The sequence below is a fragment of the Cohnella fermenti genome, assembly GCF_004801405.1.
GTDB lineage: Bacteria > Bacillota > Bacilli > Paenibacillales > Paenibacillaceae > Cohnella > Cohnella fermenti.
Map to the genome: position 1 here is coordinate 47,871 of NZ_SSOB01000011.1, position 17,816 is coordinate 65,686.

The following is a 17,816-nucleotide window of genomic DNA, read 5'->3' on the forward strand; positions in this document are numbered from 1 at the left end:
TTCATTCTGATTGCAGCGGGGCGATTCGATTACCGCCGGAACAAGACGATTGCGTCCGAACCGGTATTTTGCGTCTGCTGCGTATAAACCCCTCCCTTGTTCATGCCGAAGGCATACGAACCGGGCAGCAGCTCTCTGGCGGTCTCTCCCGAGACATCGGTCGTTCCGAACGTACGCCAGCTTCCCGCATAATAGGTCGCCGCGCCGCCGCTAAGCGGTTGATCCGCCCCATCCAGCAGCCGCACCGTCACACGAATCGTTTGGAAGACGATAATAGCGTCAATGGCGGTATTCTGCGACTTCTGCACATACGTTCCCTCGTACGTCATCCCGAACGTATACGTGCCGGGCAGCAATTCCTTGCTGGCCTCCCCGCCGCTGCCGATCGCTCCGAACGTACGCCAGCTTCCCGCATAGTAGGTCGCCGCGCCTCCGGACAGCGCCTGGCCGTCGCTGTCCTTCAGTTGCACCTTGACGCTTATCGTTGCGAACGATACTACCGGGTCCGTCTCCGTATTTTGCGGCTTCTGCACATACGTTCCTTCATAGGAGATGCCGAACGTGTAATTGCGATCCGCCAGCGATCGACGCGCTGTGCCGTCGACTCCCGTAACCCCGAAGCTCTTCCATCCGCCGTCGTAATACGTCACCACAGCGCCGGTCAGCGGGTTCCCGCTGCTGTCGCGCAGTTGCACCTCCACCTCCGAGGCGGCCAGCGTGAAGCTGACGCTGCCGACCGTTCCAATATTGCCAGCGTTGTCCGTCGAACGATACATCACCGTATACGCGCCTTGACGGGTGAAGGCGATCGGTCCGTCGTACGGCAGCCATGTGCTGCCTCCATTCAAGCTGTAGACGGTATCCGCCACCCCGGAAGCATCGTCGACGGCGTTCAGCGTCAACTCGACCGGTCCGGCATATGCGCCGTTCGAACCGTCCGGTTCGGCCGGCGACAGCTCGGCAGTCGTCGTCGGAGCTGTCGTGTCGGGCGCTCCCTTCGCAATGCGCACATTGTTCCAACGCGCCGTCGTATCAACCCCGCCGGTGCTTCCGCCGACGACGATCTTGCCGAGCGATTGAACCGCGTTGCGGAAGCCGCCTTGGTCGACGACCTTCGTGCCGTCGATGTACAAATCCATCTTGTCCGTCGATGCGTCGGCGACGATGCGGATATGCTGCCACTCGCCGGGGGTCACCGGTGCGGCCACAACGGCAGTACCACCGTCCAGATACCAGAAGCCATCATAATTCGCCAGCAGCGAGACGCCGCTTGTCGCCCCGTCGGCCGCCTGCAAGTAAGCGACGATCGCCCCGCCGTTGGCCGGAACCGCGCCGAAGTCGACCTGGAAGTCGAAGTCGACCGTAATCGGACCGGTCTGCGGCGCAAACTCCGCACCGGCGGACGGGAAGCCGCTGCTCGCATTGTCGTAAGCCTCGAGACTGCGATCCTCGGACGAAGGAATCTGCGCTACCTTGATATAAGAGCCTCCGACCTCCGCTTGCGTCATGCTCCAGCCTGCGGGTGTCTCCGATTCGTCGTAATCGTCGAACGATTCGTCCAGCAGATACGGGCTTGGCGGCACGACGGTGACGGCAACGGAAGCCGTTACGGTAACGCCTCCGTGCGTAAACGAGGCCGTAAGGGTAGCGCTGCCGGCGGCTTGCGCCATAACGGTGCCGTATCGATTCACGGTCGCCACGGCCGGATCGCCGCTCGTATACACGATGTGTTCCCCGGTGACGTCGACCTCGGATTCCGTGCCGTCATCATCCATAACGGCTGTGACCGTCAGCGATGACGCAGTGCCGGCGATCAGGCTCTCCGGCAAGCCGGACAACCGCAATGCGCTCAATTCCCCGGCCGGCAATGCGACATCGCCGGTCGTGACGGATAACGCTTCGAACACGGCCGTATTCGTCCCTCCCGCTGGCCCGGCGGCGGCAAAGACGCCGGCCAACGGATTGCTCATCGTCAGCGAATGCGTCCCGAGCGGAGCCCCCCACGTCACGCCGTCTGCGGAATAGTACGCCGCGAACGCGCCGTTGTGCCGTTCCAGCTTGACGTATCCCGGCAGCTCCGCCGAACCGAGCGCAGCCGAAGATACCGCGCCGTTGTCCGTATCGCGCCAGACAAGCTCCAGCCCGCTCCCCTTCGTCGCTTGCACAGCGACGAATCGGGCGTTGGACGCCGCATTCTCACGGATCATCACGCCGCTGACCGCACCGGTCGGCGCTTCCGAATCGTGCGGAAGCAGCCTTGCGCTGATCGTGGCATCCTGCAGAGGCGTCGCCCCCAGATATTGATATACGTAGGCGATTTGATCGGCAGAGCCTTGATCGCCGGTTGTCGGCACGTGTTGCCCGCTTCCTTCGCTCGTGACCGACAGCGTGCCGCCGGAAGCCGTCGCCGAACCGTCCTTGGCCGGGCTGCCGACATTGATGCCGGACCACGGGGCGGCAACGGCGAACGCTTCCGGATCGGGCGTATCCTCGCGGGAGACGCGCACGATCCCCCACTCTTCCAGCTCGGGAATGACCAGCGTATGTCCGCCCGAACCGTCCGAAGCCAACTCCAGCGGCAGCGGATTGCGGCCGGGGCGGTACAGCACGGCGCGAATGTCGGAGCTGCCGAAGAACTCGGCATCCGCAATCGTCAACGTCGCGTCGTCAACCGGGACGCCGCTGCGATTCAGCAGGTGCACAACCTTAGGCGCGTTCGCGTCCTCGCGGGAACGGACGGCTGCATACAGCTCGCCGTCGCCGGCAATCTGAACCGCCGACCGGGCAGCAAGCCAAGCTGCGTCCGCATCCTCCGGCGCGACGACCGGAATGCCGCTGGCTGCGATGACCGCCTGATCGGCGCTGCCGAAGCCGTCGAGCGGCGAATAGGCGATCAGCCGATCCAGCCCGGCGAATTGCGAAGCCTGCAGCCCGTAATGCGGAAGCGATTCGTTCGCGACCAGGTCGCGGAACGGCACCCCCGCTTCGAACAAGCGCATGGACAGTTCGCTGAGCGCAGCGGAATCCAGCTCATTCCAATCGATTAGCACGCCGGTTCTGGCCGACGCCTCGTAGCCGTCGAACAAATACGGGTACTGGCGAATGAAATGATACATGTCGCCGTAATCGGCCACGGTTCCGTAATAGCGGGTGCTGCCCTCCAGCCAGACGTCCCATGGCACAAGCATGTATTGGCCCAGCGCGTAGGAGGCTGCGATGCCTTCCCGGATCGCTTCCGGATGCTGCGGCAGCGGCGATATGACCTGCGGCTTGCCCAGCCCGGAAGCGAGCGAGCCGAACGTGACAATATTGCCGATGCCAAGAGAGGATTCCGCGCTCTCGCCGATCTCATAATCGAATATATCGTGAAGATAATGATCCTTTGTTTGGGGATATTGCATGATCGTCGAGTTGACGGAGAATTCGAGCGAATGCCCGGCATACGCTTCCAGATCGTCGTGCAGCCGCTGGTGGAACAAGATGCTCTCCTGTGTCATAAACTCGCGGAACGGCGCGTTCAGCGGCGATTCCGTCTTGCGGGTGCCGTAGTCCGCGGGCGTCACGATGCCCAGTTGCGTCTGCAAATACATGCGGTAATCGAATGTCGCGATGTCGGCGATTCCCCAGGCGGCCAACTGCGAGAGTGAATAGGTATCGGCCAAGTAGTCGCGGAACCTTGTCATGCAAGCTTCACAGAAATCTCCGTTCATGTCATATGCCGCCTGGCTGCCCCGCCAGTCGTCGAACTGGAACGAGGTGACGCCGGCGTCGATGCTGCTTTTGCCGCGCTGCAGCACCAGCTCGTAGTAGACGGGATCGCTCATGCTACCCCAGGTCGCGTTCCATTTGACCATCCACGGCGCTATGATCTCTGTCCCGTCCAGGTAACGGGCTCTGCCCGTCGTACCTTCATTCATGTTCAGCGTGCCCTGGAAGCTGACGCCGAGACGGACGACATTGCCGATCTTGGCCGCATCCGTCTCGTAAGTCCACTTGTCGTCGGTCGCCATGAACCGCTTGAGCGCGTCAAGCGTGCCGAGTTGGCCGTTCTCGCCGCCTTGCCAATACCAGCGCGAGGAGAGGAACACGCTCGAGTGGCTGTCGAACGACTGCCGTTCCACGCCGGGAGCGGGGGGCACGACCGGCTCCGGCGACGGTACGAGTATCGCCCGCGGATAGATACGCACGTTGTCGAGGTTGACCAACCGCACATATTCGGCGTCATCCGCATAATATGCACCCGTCACTTGCAGCTTCGCCAGATTAAGAGCATCGTCATAACGGAACGGGACGGCACTGGCAAGAAGGGCATCATCGACATAGAAGTCGAACGTCCGGGTCGCGTAATCCGCCGAGATCGTGAGGTGCCGCCAGTCGCCCGCATTCAGCCCGGACGCCAGCTGACTGGACGTCGTGCTGCCGTTCGTCGTCCGCAAGGACACAATGGCGGTCGGCAGCAGGTTCAGCGCGATCGCCTGTTTACCGGCGCTGTCGAATACATAGAACAGAATGTTCTCCTTGCCCGACGTCGCTCCGGGCGGCAGTTGGACGTCCGCTTCCACCGTCAGCTTGCCGGTCTGCACGGGGAACGACTTGGAGATGCCCTGGGTTGCCATCCGGCTGGCGTCGACGATCTGCAGATAACGGTTGCCGTCGGCCGCTTCCGCGACGATAACCGACGAGGCGCCCGTCGCGTTGATTCCCCAGCCGGAAGGAGCGGAGCCGACCGCCAACGCTTCAAACGTCTCATCGACGAACATCAATTCGGGGTCTTCGTTCACCGTCTGGGCAACTGTCGCGTCGGCGTAGCCGCGCGCTCGCACGGTTATGCTGTAGCTGCCCGCCTCGGGAAATGCGCTGCCGTCGATCTGCAGACTGCCCGGCGCAACGGCATACGCCGCCCCGGACAATGTCGTCCCGTTAACGGCTGCGTCGGCAATGGCCGCACGCCAGGCCGCATCGTCGGCGAACGCGAGGTCCACCGACCGTCCCGCGTAGGCGTCGCTGATATCCTCCACAAGCGCAGGCGGCGTCTGCAATCGGATCGCCCCGGTGTAAATCAGCACATTGTCGAGATTGGCGATGCGGATATTGCTCGTCGTATCGCTGGAATACGAGCCGCTGACCTGCAGCTTGCTCAGTCCGACGGCATCGTCGTAACGGAACGGCACTGCGCTTGCTGCGAGCAACCCGTCGAAGTACAAATCGAACGTCTTGGCTCCGTAATCGGCGGCGATCGCCAGTTGGTGCCAACTGCGGCCCGGCACGATGCCGGTCATCTCCGTCGCCGTCGTCACGCCGTCCACCGTGCGGTAAGACAATATTTTATCCGCGTTCAGGTTGAGCGCGATGGCCGCCTTGTTCGCCGAATCGAGCACATAGAACAGGATGTTGTCCTTCCCCGGCGTTCCGCCTGCCGGCAACTGTACATCCGCCTGGATGACCGCCTTCCCGGTCTGCTGGGCGAACGTCTTCGTAATGCCGTTCGTCGCCTGCACGCTGGCATCGTAGATCTGCAGGAAGCGTCGGCTGTCTTCCTCCACTACTTGGACATAAGAGCTGCCGGTCACCGATACGCCCCATCCCGACGGCGTCGTTCCCGTCGCCAGGGCATCAAACGTTTCATTGACCAGATCGCTTCCGTCGTCCGCGCGCGCAACACCTGTTCCGGTGCCCGGCATTCCGGGATAAAACAAAGTCGAAAGCGCTGTCAGAACAACGAGCAGCGTGGCGATCGTGCGCTTAAACGCTCCCTTGCGGTTCCGCTTCATCAATGATACCTCCCCATGTATGGTCGAATAGCAAACGCGGCAACGGCGGGAAGATCAGCCGTCCGTCTCCCCGCCGTTGCCGCAAGCCGCCTTACTTCACCGCGAATTCGTTATAAAGCCCGACCCACTCGTCGATCTTGAAATTCTTGTAGCCAGCCATGAAGCTGTCCCAGTCGCTCATTGGCTTCTGGCCGATAATGAATTTGATCGCGTTCTCGGACGTGTACGTCTCAATCTGGTTGCCGAGCTCGGTTGATTTCTTCAACGCGTCGTCGTCGAACGATACGGGCGGCGGAGCTTCGTTCGTACCGCCCGCCTTGATGATCGCGTCGCGCGAGTTCAGGTACTTGAACGCCTTGGCTTCTTCGCCTGCCTTGGACGTCAGGGTGCCGTAGCGGTTAAACTCCGGAATAACCCCGTTCATCCACCAGACGCCCATCCCCAGATCCCCGCCGGTGATCAAGCCATCCGGCTGCTTGCCGTCGGCATCCGCCGTCCAGACGCTCTGATAGCCGATGATCTTGTAGCCGGACGGCGTTGAGGCATCCTTAACCCAATGCTCGCCTTCCTTGCCGATGAACATCGTCGTGTAGCCCTCTTCGCTGTAGAGCCAATCAAGCGCCGTCATAATCGCATCGGCGTTCTTCGACTTGTTGCTGATGACCCAAGGTCCGCGGAAGCTCGTATTGTAATGCGGCGACACCGCCTGGGTCTGAATCGCGCCGTCGACCGGGAACGGCATGATCGGCTGCAAGAGCGCTTCGTTGTCCACTCCCGCTTGACCGGCGTTGTTCTGCTCGCGAATGAGCGGGAAGCTGCCGCTGGCGTAGCCGGCGAACAGGTCGTTGTCCTTCATCGTCAGGAAGTCCGGGCTGAGCAGGTTGTTCTCATACATCCAGCGCTCGAATTCGACCCACATCTTGAACCGGTCCGGCGCCGCCGTGGGACCGTACTCGAATGCTTGGGTCTCCGGATTGTAGCGCGGGTCCTTGCCGTTGTTCTCGCCTGCCAGCCCGAACGGCGTCGACGACGTCCAGAAATAATAAGACCAACCGAGCCGCGACGAGGTGATCGGCTTGCCGCCGTTCTCCTTCTGCAGCGCCAGCATCGCCGCCTTGACGTCGTCGAGCGATTGGATCTGGCTGACATCCATCCCCTGTTTGTTCAACAGGTCATTGCGCATCCACCAGACTCTCGGCACCCACTCGAAATCCTGCACGAGCGGGAACCCGTATATTTTGCCGTCCGCCGGATTGCGAATCGCTTGCTCCACGTCGGGGTACTTCTCCAGGTATTTCTGGAAGTTAGGCAGCTTGCCTTCCTCCAAATAAGGATCAAGCGCGACGAACAGCTTGGAGCCGTACTTCTTGTATGTCGTGTCGTCCTGGAAGAAGCGCGTCAGCTCCGGGAATTCGTTGGAAGCGATCGCCAGGTTCAGCTTCTCCTTCTGCGAATCGCGAGGCACGGTCGTCAAGTTGAAGGTGACGCCGGTACGCGAGCCCCACTCCTTGAGGGCCCAGGTGTCGCTGCTCAGCGATACGCCGGGATCGAGCGGCAACGACAGTTCGATCGTCGGCGGCGTGGCAGGCGTGGCCGATGCGACTTCCGTCTGCGTAGAGGATGGAGACGGCTGGGCGGAGCTGCCGTTCTTGTCGTTCGACTGGCTGCAGCCGGCGACCGCTGCTCCGGACAGGATGACAGCAAGCGCGGTGATAACGGTTTTTCTCAACATTTGCATTTGACCTCCTAATGTAATAAATCTCTCTTATCCCTTGACGGAACCGACAAGCGCCCCCTTGACAAAATAGCGCTGAAGGAAAGGATACAGCAGCAGAATCGGACCGACCGTGACGAAAATCGTGGCCATCTGGATCGAGATATTCGCACCGAGCCGATAACGAGGGTCGGCGGTTGCCAGAGCCGCGTCGTCGAACACCTCCTGCGTAATCAGCACCCGGCGCAGCAAAATGGTGAGCGGGTACATGTCGTCGGAATTCAGGAAGATCAGCGGACCGAAGAACGCGTTCCATTGTCCGACTGCGGCGAACAGCGCGATCGTCGCCAGAATCGGCTTCGACAACGGCACGACGATACGCAGCAGCACATGCCAATCGTTCGCTCCGTCGATGCGCGCCGCTTCGAACAGCTCCTCCGGCAAGCTCTGGAAGTTCGTGCGCAGCAGCAGGATGTTCCAGAACGTGAACGCTCCGGGCACCACGAGCACCCAAATCGTATTCAGCAGGCCGAGACCCTTCATGAGCAGGAAGGACGGAATGAGGCCGCCGCTGAAAAACATCGTAAACGTCATCATGATCACGATCGGACGCTGCAGCAGCAGCCTCTTGGTGGACAGCGGATACGCGGTCAGGCAGCCGACCACCATCACGAAGAAGGTGCCGACGACCGTATAGCGGATGCTGTTCCAGTACGCGCTCAGAATGAGCGGCTCCGCGAAGACGCGCTTGTAGCTCTCGACATTGAAGTCCACCGGCCATAGATACACCTCATGATTCGACACCGCTATCGGGCCGCTTACCGACAGGTTTAACAAATAGTAGAACGGAAACAGAATGGCGAGGCCGAGCAGCGTAAGCGCAATATAGTTAAAAACATCGAATGACCGACTGCCGAACCCGTAGCTTTTCAAACATGACCCCTCCTCACCAGAACGATTCCTGCCGCAGACGGCTCGCCGTGCGGTTCGCCACCCACAGAATGAGCAGCGCGGCGATGTTGTTCATCAAGCCGACGGCCGCGGCGAAGCTGAAGTCGCCTCCGACGATGCCCCTGCGGTACACATAGGTCGCCAAGATGTCGGCCACTTCGTAAATCGCCGGATTCTGCATCAGGTACACCTTCTCGAAGCCGACGGACACGATATGGCTGGCGCTCAGGATAAGCACGATGCTGATCGTCGGCATGATCCCCGGAAGGCTGATATGCAGCATGCGCCGGAAGCGGCTCGCACCGTCCATGTAGCTCGCTTCGTACAATTCGGGGTCGATCCCGGTCAGGGCGGCGAGAAACAGAATCGAATTCCAGCCGATGCTCTGCCAGACGTCGCTGATCACGTACATGGTGCGGAAATAAGACGGATCGGTGAAAAAGTGGACGTTGTCGAAGCCCAGCTTGTTCAGCAGCAGGTTGATCAGCCCGTTCTCGCTCGTCAACTGCATCAGCATGCCGACGACGATAACGACGGCGATAAAGTGAGGCAGATAGCTGACGCTTTGCACGATCTTCTTGAACCAGGCGCGGCTGGCTTCGTTCAGCAGCAGCGCCAGCACGATCGGCGGCCAGAAGCCGAACAGCAGCGAGTAGAAGCCGAGCAGCAGCGTGTTGCGGATAATGCGCCAGGCCGTGGGGTCGTTAAAGAAAGAAACGAGGTGCTCCATTCCCACCCAATCGCTGTGCCAGAAACCGCTGATCAGATCGTAATCTTGAAAAGCGATCACAATCCCGTACATCGGCACGTAATGAAACAATAAAAACCCGAGCACGCCAGGCAGCACCATCAAGTAAAGATGGGGGTTGTGCCTGATATTGTCGATCAACCGCCGTATGGCGCCTCCGCTGGCCGCGTCCTTGTCGATCCGTTCCCGATGTGCCGAAGCGGGCAGCGTCGGTAGGCGATTCATGGCATCCACTCCTTTTCCTCGTCGAACACATTCCACATGTTACGGCAGTTTTGTAAGCGTGTACATGCAACTTTTCAAACACCATATGGACGATTTCGACTTATCGCGCGGCGGCTGTGTCCATCCCGGAACCGATTTGCTATAATCAAAACCAATCGTTCTCTATGGAAAGGAGCGCCCTCCTTGCGCAAGCCCTCCGGCTTTCATCGACGGCTGTTCCTGCTGTATTCCGCTCTGCTGCTGGCCGTCGTCGTCTCCTCGTTTCTCGTCTTTTATCTGCATGCGAGCCGACAGCAGGAGAAGATCTACGCGAATTCGTTCGAGCGCGAGCTTAGTGCCTACGTAGGACGCGTCGACAATGCCATCGCCAATGCCGACCGCCAGCTTGTCCAGATCAAATCCCATCCCGGCATTGCTTCTTTATTTCTCCGTCTGTCGTTGGATGAGAACGCTTCCGCATCGATCAAGAACAATCCGGAGTGGGTTGCAACGACGCGCGATGCGATCGACGGCATTCACGGCCTCGACCCCCAGGTGTTCCAGCGGGTAACCGTAATAGGCCGATCCGGCGCCTATATCGGCACCGGCTTCAACAATCCCGACGTACCGCCGGAAACGATGCGCAAGCGGATCGACGCCCTGCAATCGTTCTGGTTCGACGATTCGTTTCGACTTGTGCGTTATCCGGCCGAAGATCTGCTGGAGCCGCAGCGGCCTCCGGTCGTTTCCCTCATCCGCAAAATCACGTATTCCGGACTGGCCCATTCCATTGTGGAAATTCAACTGTCGGGCGAGTTCTTCGCCAAGATGGCGGCTGTGGCGCTGCCCGCGAGCAATACGGTCGATCGCTCGTTATACGTATACAGCACGGATAACCGTTGGCACGCGATACAGGGCGATTCCTCCTCCCTCGATTCGCTTCCGCAGCAGCCATCCGATTTGCCGGACCTTTATTTCGCGAAGAAGCGCCATACGCTGCAATTCATCCAGCGTTCGAGCAATACCGGCTGGCTGTACGCGATGACGCTGCCGACTTCGCCGCTGAACGCGTCGCTGCGCGATCTGAGCGTTACCGTGCTTGCGCTGGGGATGCTCGTCTGCGCAATCGGCATGTCGCTCATCTACCTGCTGACGCGGCGCACCCTCCTCCCCCTTCACCGATTGCGCAAGGCGATGGCCCAGATCGACCCGGTCTCGCTCGAATCGAATGTCACCGATTCGCTGCTGCGGTTGCGTCCGGACCAGTTCCAGTTCGATGAGATCCGCGACCTGCACGCTTCGTTCCAGGACATGCTGCAGCGGCTGCAGCAATCGCAACGGGAGACGACGAACGCGAAGGAAGCGGAGCTGCGCGCGCGGCTGCTGGCCTTGCAGAAGCAGGTGGACCCGCATTTTCTGTACAACACGCTGTCGATTATCGGCATGCTGGGCTACGAGCAAGGCGACGAGCACATTCTCGATCTGTGCCGATCGCTCATCAACATGTTCAAATATGTGTCCTACGGGGACTCGTACACCGCCAACCTCGCGGACGAGCTCGACCACCTGCGAGATTACATGCGCATCATGAGCATTCGTTACGACGGCAAACTGACCTTCGATGTCGATGTGCCGGACGATATGCTCGGCCTGCAGGTGCCCAAGCTTCTGCTGCAGCCGCTTGCGGAGAATGCGATCAAGCACGGATTCACGGAACGGCAGGAATGCTGGAAAATTACGGTGCGCGGGGAATGGATGGCCACGGGATGGCGGATCGAGGTCGAAGACAACGGCCGCGGCTTCGGAGCCGACATTCAGGAGCGGCTCGCCGGCTATTGGGAAGCGCTCGACACGAACCTGTCGGCCGAAGCGAACCGCGGACTGATGAACACGATGACCCGGCTGAAGTATTTGTTCGGACCCGGCATGCGGTTCGATTGTACCGCAGGGCCCGCCGGCGGGGCGCTTCTTCGCATGAGCATGACCGTGGAATCGAAAGGAGAGGAACCTCACGTTGCGTATCGTATTGGTGGATGACGAGCCTTTGTTCTTATCGATGCTGGGGCGCATGATCGCGCAGATCGCTCCCGAGCACCGCGTCGTCGGCAGCTACACGGGGGCCGAGACCGCGCTGGCGGCGCTCGTCCGCGACAAGCCGGATTTGCTGATCAGCGACATCGCCATGCAAGGGATGGACGGCCTGCACCTGCTCGAACGGGCGCGCGAGGTTTGGCCGGACGCGCTTCGCGTCGTGCTGAGCGCCTATCCCGACTTCTCCTACGCGCAGCGGGCGCTGCAAAGCTCGACGCTGGACTATCTGCTCAAGCCGCCCAACCCCGGGCAGTTGCGGGAGCTGTTCGACAAAGCGGCAGCAATTGCCGAGCAGAGCAAGTCGGCCCGCCCGGCCGAATCGGGTGCCGCGTTAACGGCGGGTCCAGAGGAGTTGCGCCCGGAGTCGGAGCACCAACGCATCGTCAGGAATGTGACTCGATACCTGGAACAGCATTTTCGCGAATCGATCACCCATCAGACGCTGGAATCCGAATTCGGGCTCGTCGGCTCTTACATTAATAAGCTGTTCAAAAAACAAATGGGCTGCACACTCCTCGACTATCTGGCGCAATACCGGATCGAACAGGCCAAGCTGCTGCTGCGGGAACAGCCGACGATGCTGCTCAAGGTCGTATCGGCGCGTGTCGGCTTCGACGACCCGCTCTACTTCAGCCGCGTCTTCCGCAGAATTGCCGGAGTATCGCCGTCCGAGTTCGCGAAGCGGTAGCTTTCCCGTTATGCTTGGCGCAAATAAAAATCCCCCGCCTAAGCAGGGGAAACGCTCGAATCGTTTAATGCTGCTCTATTCGCCGGTCAGGTAGACGTCGTCGACGTACACGGTCGCCTCGCCCGTCTGTCCGGCGACAGGCTCGATTTTGATGCCGATCGACTGCACGGCGTCCAGATCGTCGATGCCGGCCAGCGGGATCGTCAGCGTCGCGAAGCCATCCGCTCCGATGGCGGAGATCCCGCTGTCGTGCCAGCTCCAGCTAGATCCCGTCTTGATGTACAGCCTCGCGTTCGCCGTCCCTTCCGACAGCTTCACCTTCACGCTGACCGCCTCGACGCCGGACAGATCGAGTGCCGACACCTTCGTGAGCTCGAAGCCCGTTCCCGCGAGGGAGAATGTCGACATCAGCGAATGCGTGCCTTCGGCTGCCGCGTCCTCCGTGATCGTCGGCGCGGTTGCGCCAGCTTCGTTCACCTCAAGCGTCCATCCCGAGACGTCGGACTCGAAGCCGTACAGCGTTCCCGGTTGCTCCTGTGAGCTGCCAGGACCGTCTCCTCCGTTCGCCACGCCGCCTGTTCCGTCATCGATCGCCTTGATGTCGTCGAAGAAGAGCGCGCTGCTTAACGCTGCTCCCTCCACCGAATTCACATAGACGGAGAACTCCTGCACGTTCTTCAGGCTGGTCTTGTTCAGCTTCTTGCCCGCGTTGCCGGTATCCCACGGAGCGACATTAAAGTCGTTGAAGTGAAGACTGACCGTGCCCCCCTCTTCTCCGGACAAGGAGGGATAGGCTTCATAGAAGATGCCGTCAACCTTGAGCTGAATGACGAGCTTCTGGTTCGAGCCGTCCGGAAGGAACCAGAAGCTGAGCCGGTTGAAGTCGGACCAATCGACGACGCCGAGCGTCCTCGTAATGCCCGCGTAGCCGGAGCCGCCGAGCGTGTAATTCAGCTTCATGCCATACGTTCCGCCGCTCTTGTTCTCTCCGTCGAGAACGACGCTCGTCGCATCCCCTCCGGCGTGAATGAACTTCGCGGCGAGCGCCGCATCGCTGCCCTGATAGGACTCGAAGTCATCCACAAGCGCCGGGTCTTGAGGCGCCTCGGCATAGGTGCTATAGAGACGAATGTTGTCCACGTAGATCGTCCCGTCCAGCTCCAGCCCGCTGCCGACGAGGGAGAGCGCCAGCGCCGTCGCCTCCGCCGACTTCGCAGAATCGTTCAGATCGATCGTCGCCGAATACTTCGCATACTCGATGCCGTCGATGGTCTGCCGCTCGAGATCGGCCAGCTTAAGCTGCGAGGTCATGCCGTACTTCGCGCTCCAGTCCGGAGGCAGCATCGCGACGCCGGTCAGGCTGGCGTTGTCGCTCTCGCTTCCGGCGGAAGCCGGCACCCATGCATCGAAGCGAATCCGCTTCACATCCGCGATCGCGACATCCTCCCAGGTCGGGAATTGCAGCTTGAATTCCTGCCAGGTGTCCGTGTAGACGGCGTCCTGAACGCTCAGCCTCAGCGCTCCCTCATCTCCGATCGTCCCGTGATCGATCGACAGGAACATCGTCTCCGGGTACACCCCGTTGTTCTGCATCCCTTCCGTATCCGCATCGAACGTGAGCCGCTTCATGAGAATCTCCGAGACTTTCACAAAGACGGTTGTGTGCTCCTCCAGAACGGTGCCGTTCGGAAGATACGCCTTCACCGTCAGCTCCGCCGTCTTGCCGTTGAGCGACGCCGCCGGTGCCCAATCCGCCGTGTAGTAGAAGCCGGATTCGTCAAGCGCCATCGGCAGCTCCGTCTCCGAACCCTGGACTGTGTAAACAACCTGTGTCGGAGCCGCATCCAGAATCCGAGCCCGAATCGTCGCTGACGCTTCGCGAACCGTTCCGTTATCGGATGGCGTCGCGATGTGCAGGAACGGCGTCTCCGCCGCAGTTGCGATGGGCTCGTCGTACGCGCCGTCGACTTCCCCGAGGAAGGCGGTGTACGGATCGTCGTAATAATCGACGAAGTCCGGAAGCAGCTCATGATCGCCGAGACCGCTCGGCGCGTCCTTGTAAGGAACGAACAGATTGTTCGAATTGACGCCGAAGTTCGCCCAGGTGAGCATATAGGCAATTCGCTTCGCGTCCGGATCGGACTTGATCGCGTCAAGCACATCCGTGAACCAAGTCAAATCTCCGTTGCCTGAAGCAAGCATCCCTTGCGGGCTATAGCCGAACTCGGAGAAGGTGGCGATCTTCCCCTTCGCGTCCGCCAGCTTCGAGATCATCGCCAGGTCGGAGACGAGATTGCCGAGGAAGCCTGCCGTGCCGGGCGTCGCTTGATTGTCGTACTGATCCATGCCGAGAACGTCGACGTACTCGTCGCCCGGATACGTCGTCAGGTAGCTGTTCTCGCTGCCGCCGAACGTGCCGTTCGGGGAGAACACATACAGGAAGTTGTGAACGCCGCGCACGTCCCGCAGATATTCAACCGTATATCGGTAAATCTCCACGTATTCGCTCGCCGTCGTAGTCTGCGCCCCCCACCAGAACCAGCCTCCGTTCTGCTCGTGGAACGGCCGGAACAGAATCGGGATCGCCTCGCCTCCCTCGCCCTTCGCGTTGTTCGCGAAGTCGGCAATGAGGTCGAGAAAGGCGTTGTAGTCCCCGTTCTTGTCTCCGCCCGGAAGAATGTGCTGCACGACGGAGCCCTCCGTGTCGTTGAAGCTCCCTCCCGTTACGAAGTTCGGCATGTGGGCGCTGAGCGTCACGATGCCTCCCAGCTCGTATGCCTCGCGCACGGAAGAGATCAGATTCGCTGCGCTCTGCTCCGTATCTCCCGCCACGCCGGGCTTCTCCTTGCCCTCGAGGCTCAGCGTATCCCAGCCGAATACGGCAGGGAAGTCGCCGACGGAATTGTTCACTTCGGACTCAAGCTCGCCCGAGCCGGTCAACGTGATCCCCTCGTCCGTCGCGTGCTGGTGCCCGAACAGCACCTCTTGACCGCGCACCGTATTCAGGTAGTTGAATAACGCCCGTGTCTCTGCCGTCGCTCCGGCATCGACCAGATCGAAGCTATCCTCGTTCGTGCCGTCCGTACCATTGTCCGTGCCGTTATCCGTACCGTTGTTGCCAGTGCCGCCATTCGTGCCCGCCCCTCCGCTTGTGCTGCCGGAGCCGCTGCTATCGTCGCTGCCGGATAGAGCCGCCACGATTCCGCCCGAGATGTTGTAGCTTCCCGGCTCTACCTTTTGGCCGTTCACCAGAACCCCCTTGACTTCTATCGTCAGCTTCGTCACGTCGCCTTCGATCGTCAAGCTCGACCCGGCCGCATCGCTTGCGACGACAAGCTCGCCAACCGACGCTCCCGCTCTCACGACAATAGTTGCCCCGACCACTACCTCGATTCGGCCCGCCGTCGTCCCTTCTTCGGCCAGAACGCGCACTCTGCCGTCCCTCCGATCCACCGTCACCGCCTGAAGCGAAGAACCTGTTGCGCTAACCGTATGCTCGCCGCCACCGGCCACGATGGTTGCTCCGCGCACCGTCACATCGATGAGCGCCGCGTCTCCGTCTCCGATTCCGGGAGCCAGATACAAATTCCCGGCTATCTCAAGACCCTCGAGCTGAACGCCGCTGCGGTTCACGATTACGTTGCCGTTCGCCGTCCGCTCCGGGAAATCTCCCGCTTCCGGGTTGTAGCCGACGATCAGCTTGTCGAGAATGCCGACCAGCTCCGAGCGGACGATCGGCTGCAGAGGCTTTAACGTGCCATCCGGATAGCCCGTAATCACACCCGATAAAGCGCTTATGGAAGGTTTGGCGTAAGCCGAGATGCTTGCGGCATCTTTGTAGTTCGGCGTTGCCGCCAAGGTTAAGCTGTCATCTGCTCCTCCACTCAAAGCGAATGCGCGCGCGAGCAAGGTCATCGCGTCCTGGCGCGTGATCGGCAGCTCGCCTTCTGCCTTGTTGCCGGGCAAGCCCACGTAGTAACCGGCCGCCCGAGCGATCTCCATCTCGCCGGCATACCATGACGAAGCCGGCACGTCGGCGAACGCCTTCTCCGACTTCGCCGAGAATCCGAACACCTTGTTCAGCACCTTGACAAACTCCGCTCTCGTCAGCTCGCCGTTCGGACGGAACGTGCCGTCCGGATAACCGCTGACGATTCCGCGCTCCTGCCATCTCCCGATCGCCGCCTGCGCCCAATTGCCTTCGATGTCGTTCAGCGTTGGTTGCGCGGCTTGCACGGTTTGCAAGACCTGCTCGGCTTGCATAGTCTCCGCAGCCTGTGCGCCCGCAGCCGCCGAGAATGGGGACAGCGCGAGCACGCACGCCAGCGTCCCTATCGTCCATCTCCGAATTCCCCTCATGCTTGGCCTCCTTGTTTGCCCCTTTGACTTATTCACGACAACTAACAAATCAGATTTCCGAATAACAAATAAATCGCCATGAATCAATAGACTGCCTGCTTTATCAATGCTCCGCCCCCTTCCCCCTTGTCGAGAACCCTCATATTCCGCACATTCATGAATGTAAGCGTTTAATTTCAATTATAATGCTCTGGGGGAATTTGTTAATTTATTGGATTGTTTTTTATTGTCTTAATTTTGTTATATAATTAGCATTATTGTTAGCCATTGCAGATATCTCATAAATTAGGTTGCCTAGGTTCAATGAGGCTCTGCTCGAAGATTCGGCAAGGAAGTGAAGCCAGAGGCTTCCCCGCACCGCAAACAGCCGCCCGGGCAACTCGCCCAAGCGGCTGATCTTGTCTATGAATTCCCTCCGAAGAAGCAGGCTCCGCATCACAGGCTCGCGTGCTCATTCATTAGAGATAAACAAACGGCTCCTTGGCATCGACGAACGTAACCTTGACATCGCCCGCGATCGGCAGCAGCCACTCGGCCAGATGCTTCATTCCCCATTCTTCCGTGCGTTCATGGCCGACCACGATCATTGCCTTGTTCATGCCAAGCATGGAGGCGTCGTTGACGTACGCGCACAGCGTCCATTCCGTGATGTCGCCGCATACCATGACATCAAGCTCCTTGTCTCTCATCAGCTCCATCGGCATCTCCTCCCGGCCGAGGCCGAGACTTCCGCCGCCGACGAGGATGCCGATTCGCGAGCAAGGCGATTCTGGCTTACCCACAATTCTGACATTCGACATACCCAGTCGGCTCTTGAAGAATGCCGCCAGTTCGCCGACCGTCGTCGGTTCGATCCCGTACGCCCACGGCGAAGCCGAATCGAGCTTCTTGTCCCCCCAGCCGAGCTCCTTCGCGAGTCCGTCGTAAATAAGGTCGCTCTTGGCCATATGCATATGATCGTGGAAGCGCCATACCACGATGCCGTGCTCGTCGAGCAGCTTCTTCTTGCCCGCGTACACCGGATCGTTCGTCAGCCAATCCACCCCGTCCCGGCCGGTAAAGTATGTCGGCTCGTGGGTGACGATCAGGTTGGCCCCTAGCGCGATCGCCTCGCGGATAACGTCGACGGTCGCCGTAAATGTCGTTACGATGCCCGTCACCTCCGTCTCGTAGCTTCCGCTCGCCAGCACGTCGCATGTTTGCTCCAGCCTGCGCTCCCCGCAGCTTCGCTCCAGAATCCGTTCGACGATGTCTTGCACCTTCATTGTCCGGTCAGCTCCTTCCATATTA

The 17,816-nt window shown here is 60.2% G+C and carries 8 protein-coding genes; 2 read left to right on the forward strand and 6 right to left on the reverse strand.

Annotated features, from left to right (window positions below):
- Window positions 1-29 precede the first annotated feature (29 nt).
- From E6C55_RS10475 to E6C55_RS10490, 4 genes are all read right to left on the reverse strand, one after another.
- Window positions 30-5,771 carry a hemoblobin-interacting domain-containing protein gene (locus E6C55_RS10475; protein WP_136369741.1) on the reverse strand — a complete coding sequence of 1,914 codons (5,742 nt, stop codon included), beginning with the start codon at window positions 5,769-5,771 and terminating at the stop codon, window positions 30-32.
- A 91-nt stretch (window positions 5,772-5,862) separates the two neighbouring features.
- A complete protein-coding gene (locus tag E6C55_RS10480) occupies window positions 5,863-7,503 on the reverse strand; it encodes an extracellular solute-binding protein (protein ID WP_168735568.1) in 1,641 nt (546 codons plus the stop codon).
- A 33-nt stretch (window positions 7,504-7,536) separates the two neighbouring features.
- A complete protein-coding gene (locus E6C55_RS10485; protein ID WP_136369743.1) occupies window positions 7,537-8,418 on the reverse strand; it encodes a carbohydrate ABC transporter permease in 882 nt (293 codons plus the stop codon).
- Window positions 8,419-8,431: 13 nt separating this feature from the next.
- Window positions 8,432-9,409 (reverse strand): ABC transporter permease, encoded by a 978-nt coding sequence (locus E6C55_RS10490; RefSeq protein ID WP_136369744.1) that lies wholly within the window; start codon window positions 9,407-9,409, stop codon window positions 8,432-8,434.
- Window positions 9,410-9,592: 183 nt separating this feature from the next.
- Between E6C55_RS10490 and E6C55_RS10495 the strand changes: the two genes are divergently transcribed.
- Entirely contained in the window at window positions 9,593-11,425 is a 1,833-nt protein-coding gene (locus tag E6C55_RS10495) for a sensor histidine kinase (RefSeq protein WP_168735569.1), read from the forward strand.
- Window positions 11,403-12,167 (forward strand): response regulator, encoded by a 765-nt coding sequence (locus E6C55_RS10500; RefSeq protein WP_136369746.1) that lies wholly within the window; start codon window positions 11,403-11,405, stop codon window positions 12,165-12,167. Before E6C55_RS10495 ends, E6C55_RS10500 begins: the two co-directional genes overlap by 23 nt.
- Window positions 12,168-12,242: 75 nt before the next feature.
- On the opposite strand, the gene E6C55_RS10505 is transcribed toward E6C55_RS10500, so the two are convergent.
- Together E6C55_RS10505 and E6C55_RS10510 are read right to left on the reverse strand one after the other, a co-directional pair.
- Entirely contained in the window at window positions 12,243-16,526 is a 4,284-nt protein-coding gene (locus E6C55_RS10505; RefSeq protein WP_136369747.1) for a glycosyl hydrolase, read from the reverse strand.
- Between the two features lie 458 nt (window positions 16,527-16,984).
- On the reverse strand, window positions 16,985-17,791 hold the full coding sequence (locus E6C55_RS10510) for a Nif3-like dinuclear metal center hexameric protein (RefSeq protein WP_136369748.1): 807 nt from the start codon (window positions 17,789-17,791) through the stop codon (window positions 16,985-16,987).
- Window positions 17,792-17,816: the final 25 nt, after the last annotated feature.

Coding starts and splice junctions, on each gene's coding strand:
- E6C55_RS10475 (WP_136369741.1), bottom strand. CDS start 5,771: ATGAAGCGGAACCGCAAGGGAGCGTTTAAGCGCACGATCGCCACGCTG.
- E6C55_RS10480 (WP_168735568.1), bottom strand. CDS start 7,503: ATGTTGAGAAAAACCGTTATCACCGCGCTTGCTGTCATCCTGTCCGGA.
- E6C55_RS10490 (WP_136369744.1), bottom strand. CDS start 9,409: ATGAATCGCCTACCGACGCTGCCCGCTTCGGCACATCGGGAACGGATC.
- E6C55_RS10505 (WP_136369747.1), bottom strand. CDS start 16,526: ATGAGGGGAATTCGGAGATGGACGATAGGGACGCTGGCGTGCGTGCTC.
- E6C55_RS10510 (WP_136369748.1), bottom strand. CDS start 17,791: ATGAAGGTGCAAGACATCGTCGAACGGATTCTGGAGCGAAGCTGCGGG.